17 protein-coding genes are annotated in these 18,097 nt (G+C 53.3%); 15 read left to right on the top strand and 2 right to left on the bottom strand.

Annotation, left to right across the window (positions count from 1 at the left end; translation table 11 throughout):
* Window positions 1-79: 79 nt before the first annotated feature.
* From purH to ACLD72_RS15355, 8 genes are all read left to right on the top strand, one after another.
* Window positions 80-1,627 (top strand): bifunctional phosphoribosylaminoimidazolecarboxamide formyltransferase/IMP cyclohydrolase, encoded by a 1,548-nt coding sequence (purH, locus tag ACLD72_RS15320; RefSeq protein ID WP_410996578.1) that lies wholly within the window; start codon window positions 80-82, stop codon window positions 1,625-1,627.
* A gap of 130 nt (window positions 1,628-1,757) precedes the next feature.
* Window positions 1,758-3,023, top strand: a complete 1,266-nt coding sequence (purD, locus tag ACLD72_RS15325; RefSeq protein WP_410996580.1) for a phosphoribosylamine--glycine ligase — start codon at window positions 1,758-1,760, stop codon at window positions 3,021-3,023.
* Window positions 3,024-3,149: 126 nt separating this feature from the next.
* A complete protein-coding gene (locus ACLD72_RS15330; protein ID WP_128631765.1) occupies window positions 3,150-3,371 on the top strand; it encodes a hypothetical protein in 222 nt (73 codons plus the stop codon).
* A 185-nt stretch (window positions 3,372-3,556) separates the two neighbouring features.
* Window positions 3,557-4,819: a threonine ammonia-lyase IlvA gene (gene ilvA, locus ACLD72_RS15335; RefSeq protein WP_410996582.1), complete on the top strand. Its 1,263-nt coding sequence runs from the start codon at window positions 3,557-3,559 to the stop codon at window positions 4,817-4,819.
* A 719-nt stretch (window positions 4,820-5,538) separates the two neighbouring features.
* Window positions 5,539-5,913 carry a GntR family transcriptional regulator gene (locus ACLD72_RS15340; RefSeq protein ID WP_251595678.1) on the top strand — a complete coding sequence of 125 codons (375 nt, stop codon included), beginning with the start codon at window positions 5,539-5,541 and terminating at the stop codon, window positions 5,911-5,913.
* Window positions 5,914-5,996: 83 nt separating this feature from the next.
* Window positions 5,997-6,731 (top strand): ABC transporter ATP-binding protein, encoded by a 735-nt coding sequence (locus ACLD72_RS15345; protein WP_410996924.1) that lies wholly within the window; start codon window positions 5,997-5,999, stop codon window positions 6,729-6,731.
* The gene (locus ACLD72_RS15350; protein WP_410996584.1) at window positions 6,728-7,480 is read left to right on the top strand and encodes a hypothetical protein; all 753 of its coding nucleotides are present in this window, start codon (window positions 6,728-6,730) and stop codon (window positions 7,478-7,480) included. The genes ACLD72_RS15345 and ACLD72_RS15350 overlap by 4 nt, the downstream gene beginning before the upstream one ends.
* A 28-nt stretch (window positions 7,481-7,508) precedes the next feature.
* A complete protein-coding gene (locus ACLD72_RS15355; RefSeq protein ID WP_458475882.1) occupies window positions 7,509-8,921 on the top strand; it encodes an erythromycin esterase family protein in 1,413 nt (470 codons plus the stop codon).
* Between the two features lie 52 nt (window positions 8,922-8,973).
* Here the strand turns inward: ACLD72_RS15355 and ACLD72_RS15360 are convergent, their stop codons facing one another.
* Window positions 8,974-9,690, bottom strand: coding sequence for a DUF1129 family protein (locus ACLD72_RS15360; protein ID WP_410996588.1), 717 nt, complete (start codon window positions 9,688-9,690; stop codon window positions 8,974-8,976).
* Window positions 9,691-9,940: 250 nt separating this feature from the next.
* Between ACLD72_RS15360 and ACLD72_RS15365 the strand changes: the two genes are divergently transcribed.
* The 3 genes from ACLD72_RS15365 (at window position 9,941) to ACLD72_RS15375 (ending at window position 12,033) form a co-directional block, all read left to right on the top strand.
* Window positions 9,941-10,165 carry a hypothetical protein gene (locus ACLD72_RS15365; protein ID WP_251595674.1) on the top strand — a complete coding sequence of 75 codons (225 nt, stop codon included), beginning with the start codon at window positions 9,941-9,943 and terminating at the stop codon, window positions 10,163-10,165.
* Between the two features lie 121 nt (window positions 10,166-10,286).
* Window positions 10,287-11,111, top strand: coding sequence for an alpha/beta hydrolase family protein (locus ACLD72_RS15370; protein ID WP_410996590.1), 825 nt, complete (start codon window positions 10,287-10,289; stop codon window positions 11,109-11,111).
* Between the two features lie 130 nt (window positions 11,112-11,241).
* Entirely contained in the window at window positions 11,242-12,033 is a 792-nt protein-coding gene (locus ACLD72_RS15375) for a DODA-type extradiol aromatic ring-opening family dioxygenase (RefSeq protein ID WP_410996592.1), read from the top strand.
* Between the two features lie 70 nt (window positions 12,034-12,103).
* On the opposite strand, the gene ACLD72_RS15380 is transcribed toward ACLD72_RS15375, so the two are convergent.
* A complete protein-coding gene (locus tag ACLD72_RS15380) occupies window positions 12,104-12,583 on the bottom strand; it encodes a DoxX family protein (protein WP_410996594.1) in 480 nt (159 codons plus the stop codon).
* 179 nt (window positions 12,584-12,762) lie between these two features.
* Here ACLD72_RS15380 and ACLD72_RS15385 point away from each other — a divergent pair, with 179 nt between their 5' ends.
* The 4 genes from ACLD72_RS15385 to ACLD72_RS15400 all read left to right on the top strand — a co-directional run bounded on the left by ACLD72_RS15385 (window position 12,763) and on the right by ACLD72_RS15400 (window position 18,096).
* Complete coding sequence (locus ACLD72_RS15385; RefSeq protein ID WP_410996596.1) at window positions 12,763-13,830, top strand: DUF3048 domain-containing protein; 1,068 nt, start codon at window positions 12,763-12,765, stop codon at window positions 13,828-13,830.
* Window positions 13,831-14,040: 210 nt separating this feature from the next.
* The gene (locus tag ACLD72_RS15390; RefSeq protein ID WP_251595669.1) at window positions 14,041-14,655 is read left to right on the top strand and encodes a DUF47 domain-containing protein; all 615 of its coding nucleotides are present in this window, start codon (window positions 14,041-14,043) and stop codon (window positions 14,653-14,655) included.
* An 85-nt stretch (window positions 14,656-14,740) separates the two neighbouring features.
* Window positions 14,741-15,730 (top strand): anion permease, encoded by a 990-nt coding sequence (locus ACLD72_RS15395; protein WP_410996598.1) that lies wholly within the window; start codon window positions 14,741-14,743, stop codon window positions 15,728-15,730.
* 818 nt (window positions 15,731-16,548) lie between these two features.
* Complete coding sequence (locus ACLD72_RS15400; RefSeq protein WP_410996600.1) at window positions 16,549-18,096, top strand: spore germination protein; 1,548 nt, start codon at window positions 16,549-16,551, stop codon at window positions 18,094-18,096.
* The last annotated feature ends 1 nt before the right edge of the window (window position 18,097 follow it).

Consider the following 18,097-nt stretch of genomic DNA (forward strand, 5'->3'; position numbering starts at 1 on the left):
GGACATAAAGTGCGCAGGGGTTTCGATATTTCCCGAGAAATATCGGGCATGATTCGCCAAATTAAAGGAGGGGCCGATTTTGAGTATCAAAAGAGCGCTGGTAAGCGTGTCGGATAAAACGGGGATCGTGGATTTTTGCCGCGAGCTGTCGCAGTTAGGCGTGGAGATCATTTCGACGGGGGGAACGAAAAACCTGCTGTCGAAGGAAGGAGTGGCGGTGATCGGCATTTCCGATGTGACAGGTTTTCCGGAAATTTTGGACGGACGCGTCAAAACACTGCACCCGGCCGTCCACAGCGGTCTGCTGGCGATCCGCGACAGCGAAGAGCATCAGGCGCAAATGAAGGAGCTGGGTCTGGATTACATTGACTTGGTCGTTGTAAACCTGTATCCGTTCCAGGAAACGATCGCCAAGCCGGATGTGAGCTATGAGGATGCGATTGAAAATATCGACATCGGCGGGCCGACCATGCTGCGTTCCGCGGCCAAAAACCACGCCTTCGTCAGCGTGGTTGTCGATGCGGCCGATTACGGCACGGTTCTTGCGGAAATCCGCGAGGGCGGGGATACGACGCTGGACACACGCAAACGGCTTGCGGCCAAAGTTTTCCGCCATACGGCGGCTTACGATGCCCTGATTTCCGATTATTTGTCGAAGGTGACCGGCGATCCGCTGCCGGAGCGCTACACCGTCACTTACGAGAAAATCCAGGATTTGCGCTACGGCGAAAATCCGCACCAACAAGCGGCGTTCTATCGCAAACCGCTGGCCGCAGCGGATACGCTGACCAATGCGGAGCAGCTGCACGGCAAGGAATTGTCCTATAACAACATCAATGACGCCAACGCGGCGCTGCAAATCGTGAAAGAATTCGAGGAGCCGGCCGTCGTTGCGGTGAAGCATATGAACCCTTGCGGGGTAGGCGTAGGCAGCAGCATTTTGGAGGCCTATCAAAAGGCGTATGAGGCCGATCCGGTGTCGATCTTCGGCGGCATCGTCGCTGCCAATCGCATCATTGATGCCGATACCGCGACATTGCTTAAGGAAATTTTTCTGGAGATCATTTTGGCGCCGGGCTTTACTGAGGAAGCGTTGGACATTTTGACGAAAAAGAAAAACATCCGCCTCTTGAAGCTCGGCGGCTTGGAACTCGGCAGCAAACGGAGCAGCCAGTTTGTCGTTACCTCGATCGACGGCGGCATGATCGTTCAGGAGAGCGATGTTCATGTGCTGAAGGAATCGGACCTGCAGGTGGTCACGGACCGCAAGCCGACGGAGGAAGAACTCAAGCAACTGCTGTTTGGCTGGAAAGTAGTTAAGCATGTGAAATCCAATGCGATCGTGCTGGCCAAGGACGATATGACGATTGGCGTCGGCGCCGGTCAGATGAACCGCGTGGGCGCGGCGAAAATCGCCATCGAGCAGGCTGGTGAGAAGTCGAAAGGCAGCGTATTGGCCTCGGATGCGTTTTTCCCGATGGGCGATACGCTGGAAGCGGCGGCTAAGGCCGGCATTACGGCGGTTATCCAACCGGGCGGCTCCGTGAAGGACGAAGAGTCGATCAAAGTCGCGAACGAATACGGCATCGCTATGGTATTCACCGGCGTCCGCCATTTCAAACATTAAGCCACGGCTCCAATCGGCAGACCGCTGCGGCGTGCGGCGGTCTGCCGATTTTCGGATTATACGCGGGCGGGGAAATGAGTGAATAACGTCATTACGGTCCGCTTGCGGGCTATCAAGGAGGAGACGACAAATGGATATATTGGTGATTGGCGGGGGCGGGCGCGAGCACGCGATTTGCTGGAGTTTGGCGAAAAGCCCCAAAGCCGGCAAGCTTTATTGCGCCCCGGGCAACGCCGGGATCGGCCAGGTGGCTGAACTGGTTCCGATTCAGGTGCATGAATTCGACAAGCTGGCCGCGTTTGCCGAGGAGAAGGGCGTCGGCTTGGTTGTGGTCGGGCCTGACGATCCGCTGGCCGACGGCATTGTCGACGTGTTCGAGGCTAAGAATATTCCAGTGTTCGGCCCGCGCAAAAACGCGGCCCATATCGAGGGCAGCAAAACGTTTATGAAGGATTTGCTGAAAAAATACGGCATTCCGACAGCGGCTTACGAGAAGTTCGACAGCTATGAGCCGGCTTTGGCGTATTTGAGCAGCCGGCCGGTGCCGATCGTCATTAAGGCGGACGGGCTGGCGGCGGGCAAAGGCGTGACGGTCGCCTTCACCCGAGAACAGGCGGAAGCCGCTTTGAAGGACATTATGGTCGAGAAGGTGTTTGGCGAGTCCGGGAGCCAGGTTGTCATCGAGGAATACCTTGAAGGCCAGGAAATGTCGATCCTTTCGTTCGTCGACGGGGAAACGGTGCGGCCGATGGCGGCGGCGCAGGATCACAAGCAGGTTTACGACGGCGACAAAGGGCCAAACACGGGCGGCATGGGCACCTATTCCCCGCTGCCGCATATCGCCCCCGGCATCATTGAAGAAGCGGTCGAAACGATCATCAAACCGACGGCTAAGGCGATGGTGGCCGAAGGCCGGCCTTTCCGCGGCGTGTTGTTCGCCGGGCTGATGATTGCGCCGGACGGCAAGCCGAAAACGATCGAATTTAACGCCCGCTTTGGCGATCCGGAAACCCAAGTCGTGTTGCCGCGGCTGAAAAGCGATCTGCTCGATATTTTTCTGGCGGCGGTGAACGGCACCTTGGATCAGGCGGAAATCGAGTGGAGCGACGAAGCGGCCGTCTGCGTCGTGCTGGCCTCGGGCGGTTATCCGGCTTCCTATCCGAAAGGCCTGCCGATTGCAGGCTTGGACGAGGTGCGGGAGGCTCTTGTGTTCCATGCCGGTTCGGCCCGGAACGAAGCCGGCGAGTGGGTTACGAACGGCGGCCGCGTTCTGGGCGTTGTCGGGCTTGGGCAGTCGATCGCGGAAGCGCGGGACAAAGCTTATCAAGCGGCGGAGCGCATCACGTTTGAGGGCAAACACAATCGTACGGATATTGCGGCCAAGGCGCTCGTTTAGCAGCGGTTCGGACGAGGCTCCGCCTTTCGGGGCGTGCGAGGATAATCCGCTCTTTTTTCGCACATGTTAAGGGAGAATGGGGAGATTAGTCCCTGTCATTCTCTGATTGCGGGAGGCGGCATCATCATGAGCGACAAAATGAAGGAAATGCTTCCGGTATCGCGCGAAGAAGTGGAAGTGAGCGGCGTGTACCGGGACGAGCTGGGGCGCGAGGAGTACTTGCGGAAGGGCGAGGAATTTCCGTCCGATCCGGTGTACGGGACGATGGAGTGGGAGCTTAAAGAGCTTGCTCAGGAGAAAAACTCCAAGGGGCATACCGATGACCGTTTGATTCCGAAAAAAGACTGATCCGCCCACTCGAAGCCTCTCCGGCCTGCCGGCCTACGCGCTGGATTTGCCGGAGAGGCTTTTTTTGCAGCCTGCACATTGGCGGGGATTTCCTCGTTTGCATCGGAAAATGACTTGAACGGAAAGCGGTTTTAGGTGTACTTTTATAAGAATGAGAGAAATAGAGCCAAAGTGAGGAGAAAGCGATGAAGCAGGCGGAACGCCAAACGGTAGGGATGGAAGATATCGTCAAAGCGCATCATGTGCTGAGCGAGGTTGTGGTGCGGACTCCGCTGCAGCTGGATGCGACGTTATCGTTAAGATACGGCTGTAATGTATATTTAAAAAGGGAAGATCTCCAGGTCGTGCGTTCATTTAAAATCCGCGGGGCCTACAATATGATCCGCAGCCTCCAGCCAGAGGATTTGGAGCGGGGCATCGTTTGCGCGAGCGCCGGCAATCATGCGCAGGGCGTGGCTTTTTCCTGCAACGCGCTGGGAATCCGAGGCAAGATTTTTATGCCGAGCACGACGCCAAACCAGAAAGTTAGGCAAGTAAAACGCTTTGGCGGCGAGCATGTCGAGGTGGTGCTGACCGGCGACACGTACGACGACGCTTATGAAGAAGCGATGAAGGCGTGCACTGAGGGCGGGATGACGTTCATCCACCCGTTTGATGACCCGAAAATCGTTGCCGGCAACGGGACGATCGGTATGGAAATCATGGAGAACCTCAATGTGCCGGCCGACTATGTGTTTGTGACGATCGGCGGCGGGGGACTGGTGTCGGGCGTGGGTACGTATTTGAAAACGGTCAGTCCGCAGACGAAATTGATTGGGGTTGAACCGGCGGGCGCGGCTTCGATGACGGAAGCGTTAAAGCAGCAGCAAGTGGTGACCCTGGAAGCGATCGACAAGTTTGTGGACGGTGCGGCGGTCAAACGCGTGGGGGATCTGAACTACGAAATCTCCGCGAAAATCCTCGACGATATCGTTCAGGTGCCGGAGGGCAAGGCGTGCACGACGATTTTGGAGCTTTACAACGACAGCGCCATCGTCGTGGAACCAGCCGGAGCGCTGCCGGTGTCCGCGCTCGACATGTACCGCGACCAAATCCGCGGCAAAAACGTCGTCTGCATCATCAGCGGCGGGAACAACGACATCGACCGGATGCAGGAAATGAAGGAGCGCTCGTTGATCTACGAGGGGCTAAAGCATTATTTCCTGATCAACTTCCCGCAGCGCGCTGGCGCTCTGCGGGAGTTCCTGGAGCAGGTGCTGGGCCCGAACGACGACATCACGCGGTTCGAATACACGAAAAAGCACAACAAGGAAAACGGCCCGGCCTTGGTCGGCATCGAGCTGAGCGACAAGGCGGATTACGAAGCGCTGATCGGCAGAATGGCCTCGAAAGGCATCGCCTATACCGAGCTCAACCGGGATTTGAACCTGTTTAATTTGCTGATTTGACAAGATACCTTTTTCAACTGCACTTATACTCTAACGGATGCCACAAGCGCTATTTGTCCTAAAAACGTTGATTTCAAATTGTAACGGTTGCCATGGCGCTTATTTCACTTAAACCAGGCTATTTTTGCTTAGATTCAGGCAAATAACGGCGCTCACAACCGTTAGAATTTTGAAAAGGGCTTTTTTTGGAAAATAGCCGCTGATACAACCGTTAGATTTTCGGGCAGCTTTTTGACGGGGAATCTTAGGCAAAAGTAATGTAACATGGGCCGTTATAACGTGGCATACAGCCTTCTTTGACTAATAGTCGGGGAAGGTTTTTTTATTTTTTTAGAGGTTGTTCAAAAAGTCATCTTTCCATGACGAAGCCGTTCATGAAGAAGATTCGACGTCGAATCTTGAATTCAGCCGGGCCTTCCGTTGCTCACGTACCCAAAACGTACGCTCCGCTACTCAGTTCCTAGATTCATCCAACCTTCTCGGTCCTGAAAACCCAACTTTTTGAACACGCATTTGAAAAAGGGCTTTACAATACCAAATCACTAGTGTACTATTTAACTATAACACTGATACATCAAAGGAGTGGTTATGTGCGGCAGCTAATGCGGGGAGCGAAATTCCCGAAGCCGGCATGGTTGGGTTTAAAGATCAACGGGATGCCGTCCCATCAAATCAAGGCGCTGCTGGCGGCATAATGGCGGAAAGGAGCTGACCCGAACGTGAGCATCGAATTCGATAATAATCTGCCGATTTATTTGCAAATCATGAACTATTTGAAAAAGGAGATCGTGACCGGCAAATTGAAGGCCGGGGACAAAATCCCTTCCGTGCGAGAATTGGCAGCCGAACTGCAAATCAACCCGAATACCGTACAGCGGACTTTTCAGGAATTGGAGCGTGAAGCCGTCGTGGAAACGAAACGCGGACTCGGAAGATATGTGACAAGCGAGGAATCGAAAATTATGACGATCAAAAAAGAAATGGCCGGCGATTTGCTCGACCGCTTTATCGGCGGCATGCAGGAGCTTGGCTTTAGCAATCAGGACATCGCGGCGATTGTCGCGGAAGCCGTGCAAGGCGAAAAACGGGAATAGGAGGGAGGACGATGGATCGGATGGATCAGAAGAATCAGAAGAATCAGAAGGATAAGATAGATCATATGGATAGAAGCGATAGAATGGATCAAATAGATTGGAAAGGTCAGACAGTTCAGACGGACCAACTATTGGAGCTGAAAGGCGTGTCCAAGTCTTATGGCAGCAAAAAAGCGCTGCGCGGCGTTTCCTTTGGCATCGGCAAGGGGAAAATCGTCGGCCTGCTCGGTACGAACGGCAGCGGCAAAAGCACGTTGATGAAGATTGTCGCCGGTTTGATACCGGCTTCTAACGGACAGGTGACGGTAGACGGCACGCCGGTGGGACTGGCGACCAAGTCGCTCGTCGCTTTTATGCCGGACCGGCCGCTGACGGAGTCATGGATGAAGGTGCGTGACGCGGTAGGGTTTTACCGGGATTTTTACAGCGATTTTGACGAAGAGAAGGCCCGGGCGATGCTGAAGTTTATGCAGCTGAATGAAGGGGATAAAATCAGCTCGCTATCCAAAGGGATGAATGAGCGGCTGCAGCTTACGCTAACGCTGTCGCGGAACGCCAAGCTGTATTTGCTGGATGAACCGATTGGAGGCGTAGACCCGCTAGCGCGGGCCAAAATTTTGGATGCGATCGTGGAGTTTTACAGCGAGGACAGCAGCTTGATCGTTTCTACGCATTTGGTGCGGGACATCGAGCGGATCTTTGATGAGGTGCTGTTTATCCGTGACGGGGAGATCGTGCTGCAGGAGGAAGTCGAAAACTTGCGGATCAAATATGGTAAAAGCGTAGACGACATGTTTAAAGAGGTGTTTGCGGAATGATGAAACTGCTGAAATATGACTTGAAACGGAATGCCAATACCTTTTTGGGGATGGCGGCGATTCTGGTGATTGTGCAGGCCGTGTTGTCGATCGTCGGCAATGTCAAGGGCTGGGACGACGGGCTGATTATAGCTTTCAACATCATTTTGTACGTGTCGGCGGGCATTATCATGCTGGTGCTTGTATGCAAAACCTTTGAGGCCAATATCAAGGCGTACAACCGTAGACTGCTGCCGGTCCATCCAGCCTGGACGGTGCTGTCATCGCTGCTGCTCGGCCTGGTTACGGCGGCTGTGTTCGTAGCTGTTATGTTTACCCACGCCTTGTTATATCTCCATTTCAAGGGGATTTCGTACGATCTGACTTTTGGGCAGGCAAGCGCGAAGGATTGGCTCCTAATCGCTTTGGCGGCGGCGTGGGGATATACCGTGCTGGTATTGACCATTTTCACAGCGATCACCATCGGCGCGAGCATCAGCATACGGGGAAAAGCGGGAACCTGGATCGGCATCGTCTCTTTCTTCGTGATCATTAACGTGATGAGCTGGCTGGAAAGCCTGTTGTTCGGGAACAGCGACTCATCCGATTTAAGCCTTGGTATTTTCCGCGGGAGCACGAATGATGCGCTTACGGTGGCAACGGGCGGCATTCAGTTTCTGAGCATTGCCCAGTTCTTGTTTGAAGCGGTGTTTGCGGGGTTGATGTTCTATGCCACGATTTATTTGTTGAGCAAGAGAATGGAAATATAATAGAACCAATTAGGGAGATAAGATAATGATGAAAAAGGGATTAAATAAACTGGCCGGAGCCGTGTTATCTTTAGCAGTAGTCTGTTCCATGTTGCCGTCAGCCACAAGCGCTGCGGCGGCGGCCTCCGGAAGCCAAAAGGAATGGCTGCGGCAAAACGCCCATCAGTTGAAGTCGCTAGAGTCCGAGGATTATAGCGATCTGGCCTTTTTAAAGCCGCTGTTAAAGGACAAAACCGTCGTCAGCCTCGGGGAAAATTTTCACCAGGTGGCCGAATACAGCAGCATAAAAACAAGGCTGATCAAGTTTTTGCATGAAGAGATGGACTTTGACGTGATCGCTTTTGAATCGGGGATGGGAGACGCGGCGGCCGTATACGAAAACCGGGATTCCCTTACCCCGGAGGAGATGATGGGCGCGTCGCTCCTTCCAATCTGGCATTCCAAGGAAACGCTGGAGTTGTTTAATTATATCAAAGAGCAGGGAAAGGGCGACAAACCGCTGTATTTGGCGGGATATGACAATCAATTTACGGACTACTTTTTGACCCAGTTTATAGGGGCGGCGATCGGCAAGCTGGACTCCGAGAAGGGAAAGGCCTTCGTGCAAATGGAATATCAAGCGATCCCGGATGCTTATAAGGTTCTTAATAAGTTCCCGGACGCTCCTTTCAGCAAGGATCCGGCATACAAAAAGGAACTGCAGGCCGTTGTCGACAAATATCTGCCTCAGTATCAAGAGGTGATCAAGTATGTTGAGCAGCACCGTGACGAATTAAATGCCAAGTTGAAAGTTTTTTATCCCAGCCAGCCGCATTTTGACGCAATCATCCTGAAATCTTTAAGCGACCATGTCGCCTTTCTTGAGAGCGGATTGAAGGATGTGAAGGATATGTATTCTTCCCGGGATGAGTTGATGACGGAAAATCTAGAATGGGTGATGCAGACGTTGTATCCGGGGAAAAAGGTGATTTTGTGGGCCCACAATGACCATCTGGCCAAAAACACCTCGAAAATGCGGGTCAAGCAAGACGGCAAGTGGACGAACAGCTTTACGAGCATGGGTGAACTGATGCACCGGAAGCTCGGGGATAAAATGTATGTGATCGGGCTCTACATGAATCGCGGTTCATCGGTAACGATTACTTCGGGCAAGCCATTCACCATCCAGCCGGCGACAAAAGGAAGCCTGGAGCACCTGATCATGCAAAGCGGTTACGCCAATTCCTTTATTGATTTGAGCCGGCATAAAGTGAAGAATGGGCAGAATGCCTGGATGTTCCGGCCGATCTACGCTTCTGAGGACGGCATGACCACGGAGCAGGTGCTGCCGAACGTCATGCGCTTTACCCCGAAGGAGCAGTACGACGGAATTATTGTCATCGACAAGGTGAAAGCTCCAACGCCTGTGCACTCCTCTGAGGAATCAAAGACCAACGAGTAAATATAAAGCGGGGCCATAAGCAGCCATAGGGCTGCTTATGGCCCCTTTTCAATCACGCTTTGGAGCGCACCCGCAGCAAAACGATTTGCCCAGCCAGGCCGATCACAAAAATGATCAGGCTGTTCCAAGGGGATACGGTGAATGCCGGCATTATCCGGTTGAGCAGCGTTCCCAAAGCGATGAGCAGCACCGCGCCGCCGATGTATATGCCCAGCGCCTTCAGATCAAACCGGCGGGGACCCGAAGGCTCCGGGGATTCCGCGGGTTCGGGGGAACCTCCGGCCCGTGTGCGGCCGGGGCCGAGAAAGCGCGTGACCAGTTCGACCAGCACAATCGCCAACCCGGCGATGATGATCAGCGACGAACTGCTGATCAGCGTGTATTCCAGCTCTCCGCCAAACCATTTGCTGAAAAAGCCAGTGATCATATAAATAAAGAAAACCCAGGTTAGAGCGACCCAGGGAATCATCGTATAATAGATGATTTTATCTTTCAGGCTGCGGGGTGTGCCCGTCAGGACATCGTCCGCCAGCTCAGCGCAATAAGCCTTGGGATCACCGCCAAACAGATCCATGGCGGACACGCCTTTGTCCTGATTTTTGACAATTTGCCGGGCCAGGCTAAGCAAAATTTCCTCCCCTTTGGCTTCGGTCAGCGAACTGGCTCCGGAGCGGAAATACATCACCATTTCCCCGAAATAACTTTCGTTCTCTGCTGTCATCTGCTGCCTTAATTTTTTGGTCTCTCCGATCATTTCATGGATGTACATGAAAGTATCTCTCCTCCCAGATCCGTACAAGTCACTCTCGAACATACGACACTCTGCCAAAAAATTACTAATTTTCTTTCGTAGTATACTGCAAAATTTGTCCGTTCCGCAAGAGTCCTCAGGAGGGAGTAGGGCGGACCAGGGAATGATGGACATTTGGTGAACAAGGTATAAAAACGCCCCATCCCTCCAAAAACTACTTTAAAAGAAGTAGTTCAAAAAGTCATCTTTTGATCGGGAGGCGGATACAGTGGGAAAATATGATTCGGAGCTGACCCGGAGGTATTTGCTTAACGAAAGCGCTCGGGGCAGTTTGGAAGAGGTGGCTTCGAACGAGGCCAACTCGGAAGAAAACGCGGATTTTCTGTGCGGGGACGATTGCGGCGATGAAGAGCGCTTAGGCAATCAGCAGTTCATGAAAGAGTGGGAAGGACGAGTGCAAACCCATGCCTATTTTAGGCAATCTTATGAATAACCAGTGAGCCTGATTGACACGTTTTCCGGCCGGTGATAAGATAAGTTTCATAAAACACATTAAACTTATCGGAATTTAATGGATAAACAATTTCGGATATCCACGGGCGGGAGGCGGTTGTATGGAAAGACAAATTACGATCAAATATGGGACAGAAGAAATTGCGGCGAATATCCATTATCCGTCGGAAAACAAACGGGAAGGGCGGTGCCAGCGCGCTCCGCTGGTCTTGATTTGCCACGGCTTTGTCGGCAACCGGATCGGCGTGGACCGGCTGTTTCTCAAAGCGGCCAGAGTGCTTGCGGCGGCTGGATTTCTCGTAGTCCGGTTTGATTACGTCGGCTGCGGCGAAAGCAGCGGGAGCTACGGGGAACAGGACGTTGATTCCCTGATCGCCCAAACCCGCTCCGTGCTGGATTACGGCCTCGAATCCTTTGATATCGATCCGCAGCGGGTCACGTTGATCGGGCACAGCCTGGGCGGGACCGTTGCGCTGCTGGCCGCCGTTAGGGACCGCCGCATCAAAAATCTCGTCCTATGGTCCTCCGTCGGATATCCTTTTAATGATATCGTAAAGATTACCGGGCGTGAGGTATATGACGAGGCCGTCAAACACGGGTCCGCCGATTACCTTGGCTACGGTTTGACGCCGCAGTTTTTCGATTCGCTGGGTTCGTCGCAGCCCTATCAGGAAGCGCTCAAATTTCCCGGAAATGTGCTGGTGGTGCACGGAACTTCGGACGATACGGTTCCGGTCGATTATGCTTTTTTGTACCAGAAGGTGTTTTGGATGCGTGCGGAAGGACGCTGCGACAAGGAGATTATTTTTCAGGCCAACCATACGTATTCTTCCGGGGAACATCAAGCCCAGCTCATCGACAAAACGAAGGAGTGGCTTGACAGCCTGGAGGCGATCCAGACGGATTGGCAGCACTGGATGATCTAAGTTTCGAGCGTTGGAGCGGGCGATGGCGAGGTGATGTGGCGATAAAATCATGCCGAACTGGTAAATAACTTCCTGTAGGGATACAATGAAGATAGATATCACCAATTTGGCGCAGGGAGGTTTGAGAGCGATGACTCAACCTGCATTGTTTATCGCACATGGATCGCCGACTCTGGCAATCGAGCAAAATGCGTATACGAGCTTTCTCCGGCAACTGGGGCAAGCGGCGCTAAAGCCGCCCAGAGCCGTTGTTATCTTCTCCGCACATTGGGATTCGCCCGATCAATGGCTGACGACGGATCGCAGACATGAAACGCTGCATGATTTTTACGGTTTTCCCGAGGAAATGTACCAAATTCGCTACCCCGCCCCGGGTGATCCGGAGCTCAGTGAAGAGATCGGCGCTATGTTTCATGCCCACAATCTGCAATATCGGCTTTCCGAAGGGAGAGGGCTGGATCATGGGGCGTGGGTAGTGCTGCGCGCGCTATTTCCGGAAGGTAACATCCCGGTGGTGGCGTTGTCCGTCGATTCCAAGCGCTCGCCTGAGGAGCAGTATGCGATCGGCAAAATGCTGACCGAACTTCGGCGGCAAAACGTTCTCATCATCGGCAGCGGCGGTTTGGTCCACAATTTGCGCATGGTCGGAGACGAGGAGAGCGAGCCGTTCCCCTGGGCTGTCGAATTTGACGCCTGGATTGGGGAGCAGCTTCAGGACTGGAATTTGCGTATGCTGTTCGATTACGACAAAAAGGCCCCCCATGTCCGAAACGCCATTCCTCCCTACGGCAGGGAGCATTTTGTGCCGCTGCTCTATGCGATGGGCGCCGCCGATGACGACCGGCAGGCCGTCAAGCTGTTCCAGGACTACCAGTATGGCTGCTTAAGCCTCAATTGCTGGAGGTTCGGCGCCGAGGGATGAAGACCGATAGAACATAATTAAAAAGCGCAGAACCGATTCGTACGGTTGCTGCGCTTTTGTTGTTATTCGCCTAACTGCGGCCGAAGGATCTTCGGAAAAAAGGAAGTATGTAGCGATCCAGACCGATGCATCCGGCATTGGCTCCGGCAACGACGATGAAGATTTCAAGCAGAAGCAACAGCGGATTCGTACTGACCGTCCCGGAAAATAAGAAGGCGAAATTCATCACCATGCCGAAAAACGCGGCGGCCCAGGTGAATGTCCCCAGAATAAGCCCGATTCCGACAAGCATTTCCCCATAAGGTATAAGTACGTTAAATAATCCGACATTGGGCAAGGCGAAATGCTCAAGGAAGGCTGCCCACCATCCCTGAACGGCGGGATGTTCTCCCGTGCTTTTCTCGATGGCGCCGTTCAGGAAGCCGGCGGCGTCGAATCCTCCCGTCACTTTACCCCATCCGGACGTTAGCCACTGGTACCCGACGTAAAGCCGGATAAGCAGGAGCAGCCAGGAGGCTGACACGCTGCCGCGTAACCAAGAAACGATCATAATTCACTCTCCTCTTCTTTTCAATTAGCTTTCAAGGGACATGTCTATTGTACAGGTTAGCTGAAAATATGAAAATCTAAAATTATCATTTTTCAAAATTAAGATGTGATCCTTGGCGTTTACCAAGCGCTTTAATTCGACGTATAATGTAAAAAAACGCATGGGATGACGGAGGTACGATGAACTTAATACGATCTAAATTTGGAATACTACTGATCTTGTCGGTTTTTCTGCTGCTTATCTCCGGCTGCGGAGGAGTGAAGGAGGCGGCCACCCGGGAGGTTATCGCTCCTCCCGAAACAGCACCGGAGGAGACGGAGCCGCCCCAACCGGAGGTACCCGCTTATACGGCTCCGCTTACAGGCTTGCCGGCTGAAGCGCCGGTAACCCGCCGCCCGCTGGCGGTCATGATCAACAATGCGCCGGCCGCACGCCCCCAGTCTGGCCTGATGGACGCCGATCTGGTGTATGAAGTGCTGGCCGAAGGCGGGGTAACCCGCTTGGTGACGATTTACCAAAGCAAGGCGGACAGCGCCAAAATCGGCCCGATCCGCAGCATTCGCCCGTACATGATCGAGCTGGGGGAAAGCCATCACGGCGTATTGGTCCACGCGGGGGCGAGCAACGATGCGTTCGCTATTTTGCAGCGGCAGCATAAAGAGGATCTCGACGAGATTACGAACGCGGGGGCTTACTTCTGGCGGGACAAGTCCCGGAAGGCGCCGCACAACCTGTACTCGAATCCGGAAAAATTGCTCGAAGGGACGGAGAAACGCGGGTTTGCCACCGAAGATACGAACGCGCCGGGGTATACGTTTTACCGCGAAGGAGAAGAACCTGTTTCCGGACAGGCGGCAAACCGGGTAGAGATCAAGTTTCAACTGGACAATTACCGGGTGAGTTATGAATATGACGCGGCGAGCGGACGATATAAACGTTTCATTAATGGCGAACCGCACACTGATCTGGAGACCGGTGAACAGCTGACGGTCGCCAATGTCGCAGTTCTGGGCGCCGAACACCGGGTGCTGGATGATGTGGGGCGCCTGGACGTCGGTTTGGAGCTGGGCGGAGACGCGATCGTTTTCGAAAAGGGCAAAATGATCCGTGCAGAATGGATACATAAAAAGGGCGACATCATTCGCTTCATTGTGGACAATCAAGAGCTGCCATTTGTTCCCGGCAATACGTTTATTCATGTCGTGCCCGTTTCGCCGGATTTCGACAGCCATGTTGCCGTGGAATAGCAGGCGGACGCACTGGGGAAGTCTGTATTTTTGAGGAGGATAAAGGATATTTCTGGCTTATTCAGGCAACTTTAAGCTAAAGGTCATGAAATGTTTGCGACATTATTAACCATCTTTCGACCGATTGTGTTAAGATAATCAGGGCTGTGTTAAAACCGTGTAAAAGCGCAGTCCGATAGAAATACCTCATGCAGAGAAAAGGGGATACTGATGCGAGTGAAGAAGAAGGACATCTTTTTCCAGACGTTAGAAAACATGGCGGACACGATCGTGCATTCGGCGGATTATTTCGCCCAGCAGGTAGCGGAGTTCAAGGACGTGGAACAGTTCGCCAAAAAGATGAAGGAATTCGAATCCAAATGCGATGAATACACACATACCATTATCGTCGAGTTGAACAAAACGTTTATCACCCCGATCGAACGTGACGACATCATGAACCTCATCACGGCGCTGGACGATGTCATAGACGGTTTGGAGGCGTCGACATCCCGGTTCTTCATGTACCACCTCTCCCAGCCGGACGAATACATCGCCCGCTTTGCGGAAATCTTGCGTATTTCGGCATACGAGATCCAAAAAGCGGTTCATTTGCTTTCCCAGAAAAAACTTCTCGCGATCCGCGAATACACGATCCGCTTGAACGACCTCGAGAACCAGGGGGACGAGCTGTTGCGGATTTGCATCAACGAGCTGTTCCTGAAGGTGACGGACCCGATCGAACTGATCAAGAAGAAGGAAATTTACGAGCGTCTGGAAACGACGACGGATGCCTGCGAGAAGGTAGCCAACATGCTGGAATCCATCATCATGCGTAATTCTTGAGAACTTCGCTTAACACTTGATATTCGGGAGGGTGGAATTGCGCGGGTTACACATATAGATAAACGATCTGTGCAAAAGAATAGATATGGATACGAGTTTACTGATCATTATCATCGTTATCATACTGGCGCTCGGATTTGACTTCATCAACGGTTTCCACGACACGGCGAACGCGATTGCGACATCGGTGTCCACGCGGGCGCTCAAGCCGCGCACGGCGATTTTGATGGCGGCGGTTATGAACTTCCTCGGAGCAATCATGTTCACCGGTGTCGCCAAAACTATAGGGGGCAGCGTGGCGGATCCGGCATCGCTGGACAATGGCCTTGAGGTTCTGATTGCGACGCTGCTGGCGGCGATTATATGGAACCTGATTACCTGGTGGTTTGGCATTCCTTCGTCTTCTTCCCACGCCCTGATCGGCGCTTTGGCCGGCGCGGTGTATGTCGGCGGGGGGCCGGACAAGCTGAACTGGAGCGGTTTTCGGACGATTGTCGAAGGGCTGGTTTTTTCCCCGCTGATCGCTTTTGCGATCGGCTATATCGTCATGCTGATTTTGAAGTGGATTTTTGCGCACCGCAGCCCGCATACGGTGAATAAAGGCTTCCGCTCGATGCAAATCGTTACGGCGGCGCTGCAAAGCTTCACGCACGGCACCAACGACGCGCAGAAGGCGATGGGGATCATTACCTTTGCCCTGGTTACGGCGAAGTTCCAGGATCACATGGAAGTGCCGCTGTGGGTCAAAATCGCCGCGGCGACGGCGATGGCGCTGGGCACTTCGATCGGCGGCTGGAAAATCATCAAAACGATGGGAACGAAAATTTTCAAAATCGAACCGATTAACGGTTTCGCCGCGGACATGTCCGCCGCATCCGTGATTTTCGGCGCCACGCTGTTTCACCTGCCGGTAAGTACGACGCACGCCATCACATCGGCGATTTTGGGTGTCGGTTCGGCGAAGCGCTTCTCCGCCGTACGCTGGTCGATGGCCGGGCGGATCGTCGTCGCTTGGGTAATTACGATTCCGATCGTGGCCGTGATGGCCGGCGGCATTTATTTGCTGCTGTTTTAACGGTTTCGGATTTCCCGGAAAAAGCTTAGGTTTTCGCAGCGAAATTGGGCCCGGCCCGCCGGAGCTCTAACGGTTGTGGCAGCCGCTATTTAATGAAAAAAGACCTTTTCTAAATCCTAACGGTTGTGAGCGCCGTTATCCGCCTTAATCGAGGCACAAATAGCCGGTTTTAAGTGAAATAAGCGCCATGGCGACCGTTAGAATTTGTAATCAACTTTTTTAGAACCAATAGCGGTTGTGGCAACCGTTAGAATCGTTTGTCTGCTAGTGATATCAAAGAACCGCCGGAGGGAATTACTCCGGTGGTTCTTTTTTTAAACCTTATTAAATTTTGTGCATGGTAGAAGGCGAAGCGCAGGTAGAGAGGGGGGAGAAGAGGAATCTGGGTGTAAGGGACACCAGAGCCGTTATTTGCGGAGAAACGGAGGTTTGCAAAATGTAACGGACACAGATGACCTTATTCACCTCAAATCGGCATGGATGAACGGGTTTAGAGCGAAATAGGGCCGCCTGTGTCCGTTAGGCTGGGAAATATCCGGGAAATGGGCGGATATGGTCGCTGGTGTCCGTTAGAGCAGCGTACAAAGATTGGAAAGGGCCAAAGTTCTCGGTGCCTCGGCTCATGAAAGACGTGGAATCGCTCTGGCGTAGAAGTCAGAGCCATTCAGAGCCACTAAAGGACGCCGTCAGGCGTTTTTCTTACATAAGCCCAAATACCGGGAAATGAAATTGGACTTTTTGGTGAAAATAACGGAAAGAGGAAAACATATGTAAATCATGATCGAATTGACTTGACAGGATAGGTAAGGTGGCCCGCAATGAAAAAACGATCTTCGCTTCCCCCAAAAAAGTCCGGAGAAAACACCCCAGCCGATGCTACGGCGCTGGTTCCATCGCTTGACCGGAATATCGAAACGCTGAAAACCATTTTGGGCGAAGCCGACGATGTGATGTTCCGCTCCTTCCGGATAGGCGGAGAGCTGGCGGCGCAGCTCGTGTACATTCCCGATATGTCGGACAGACTGGAAATCGACAATAACGTCCTGAAGCCGCTTATGGTGATGACCGATGCGGAACCCAGGGATTTGTCTGCGATCAAAAACCGGGTTTTGCCCGTTGGGTCGATCGAGGAAGTCGCTGATGCCCACGAATGCGTCAGACAGTTGATTAAAGGTTACCCTTTACTGCTGCTCGAGGACAGCGACCGGGCACTGCTGCTCAAGATCGCCAAATGGGATAAACGGTCGGTGGAAGAACCGCAGACCGAGCCGTCGCTGCGCGGCCCCCGCGAAGGATTTACCGAATCGATTTCGACCAATTTGTCGCTCCTGCGGCGAAAAGTCCAAAGCGTCAAGCTGAAGTTAAAATCGTTCCGGTTTGGCCGCTATACCGAAACCGAGGTTTATCTTGCTTATCTGGAAGGCATTGCGAAGCCGGCCTTAATCCGGGAGGTGGAGAACCGCCTGAAACGCATCGATATCGACAGCATGCTGGAAACCGGATACATTGAAGAGCTTACGGAGGACGATCCGTTTTCTCCGTTTCCTCAAAACCAGTTTACGGAACGGGTCGATATCGCCGCGGCCGGCTTGCTTGAAGGCCGTATCGTCATCCTGGTCGATGGTACGCCCGACGTGCTGATCGTTCCCGTAACGCTCGTTACACTGCTGCAGGCGGCGGACGACTATTACAACCGCTCGTTATACTCAAGCTTGCTGCGCGTTCTTCGCTACTGCACGCTGTTTATTTCGCTGACGCTTCCGGCGGTGTACGTCGCGCTGCTGACTTTCCATCAGGAGATGGTTCCGAGCAAACTGTTGATGAGCATCGCTTCCTCGCGGGAGGAAATCCCGTTTCCGACCATCGTGGAAGTGTTGATGATGCAGTTGGCGTTCGAGGTACTGCGCGAGGCCGGGCTTCGTCTCCCGCGGCAAATTGGCTCGGCGGTGACGATCGTCGGTGCGCTCGTTGTGGGCGAAGCGGCGGTATCCGCCGGCCTCGTATCGGCGCCGATCGTCATTATCATCGCCTTTACGGGCATCGCGGGATTTACGGCTCCGCATTATTCGCTGGAGTTCTCTGTCCGTCTGCTGCGCCTCCTGCTCATCCTGGCCGGAGGGACGCTCGGCATTCTTGGCGTCATGTACGGTCTGATCGCCATTGCGATCCATCTGTGCACGCTGCGTTCTTACGGAGTGCCTTATTTGTCCCCGATCGCGCCCTTTGTGGCGAGCGAGATGAAGGATGCGGCGGTTCGGGTACCGTGGTGGAAAATGCTTACGCGTCCGAGCTTTTCAGGAACAAGAAACCGCCGGCGCCTTGCGCCGGGGCAGCGGCCGAATCCGGGGAAAGGCGGGGAACATTGAA

This window comes from Paenibacillus lacisediminis (assembly GCF_046567315.2).

What these genes read in the sequence shown, in the direction of transcription:
- ACLD72_RS15390 (WP_251595669.1), top strand. Translation starts at nt 14,041, where the DNA reads ATGCGAGTGAAGAAGAAGGACATCTTTTTCCAGACGTTAGAAAACATG.
- ACLD72_RS15370 (WP_410996590.1), top strand. Translation starts at nt 10,287, where the DNA reads ATGGAAAGACAAATTACGATCAAATATGGGACAGAAGAAATTGCGGCG.
- ACLD72_RS15360 (WP_410996588.1), bottom strand. Translation starts at nt 9,690, where the DNA reads ATGTACATCCATGAAATGATCGGAGAGACCAAAAAATTAAGGCAGCAG.
- ACLD72_RS15400 (WP_410996600.1), top strand. Translation starts at nt 16,549, where the DNA reads ATGAAAAAACGATCTTCGCTTCCCCCAAAAAAGTCCGGAGAAAACACC.
- ACLD72_RS15375 (WP_410996592.1), top strand. Translation starts at nt 11,242, where the DNA reads ATGACTCAACCTGCATTGTTTATCGCACATGGATCGCCGACTCTGGCA.
- purD (WP_410996580.1), top strand. Translation starts at nt 1,758, where the DNA reads ATGGATATATTGGTGATTGGCGGGGGCGGGCGCGAGCACGCGATTTGC.
- ACLD72_RS15355 (WP_458475882.1), top strand. Translation starts at nt 7,509, where the DNA reads ATGAAAAAGGGATTAAATAAACTGGCCGGAGCCGTGTTATCTTTAGCA.
- ACLD72_RS15345 (WP_410996924.1), top strand. Translation starts at nt 5,997, where the DNA reads ATGGATCAAATAGATTGGAAAGGTCAGACAGTTCAGACGGACCAACTA.
- ACLD72_RS15395 (WP_410996598.1), top strand. Translation starts at nt 14,741, where the DNA reads ATGGATACGAGTTTACTGATCATTATCATCGTTATCATACTGGCGCTC.
- ACLD72_RS15350 (WP_410996584.1), top strand. Translation starts at nt 6,728, where the DNA reads ATGATGAAACTGCTGAAATATGACTTGAAACGGAATGCCAATACCTTT.
- ACLD72_RS15330 (WP_128631765.1), top strand. Translation starts at nt 3,150, where the DNA reads ATGAGCGACAAAATGAAGGAAATGCTTCCGGTATCGCGCGAAGAAGTG.
- ACLD72_RS15385 (WP_410996596.1), top strand. Translation starts at nt 12,763, where the DNA reads ATGAACTTAATACGATCTAAATTTGGAATACTACTGATCTTGTCGGTT.
- ilvA (WP_410996582.1), top strand. Translation starts at nt 3,557, where the DNA reads ATGAAGCAGGCGGAACGCCAAACGGTAGGGATGGAAGATATCGTCAAA.
- ACLD72_RS15380 (WP_410996594.1), bottom strand. Translation starts at nt 12,583, where the DNA reads ATGATCGTTTCTTGGTTACGCGGCAGCGTGTCAGCCTCCTGGCTGCTC.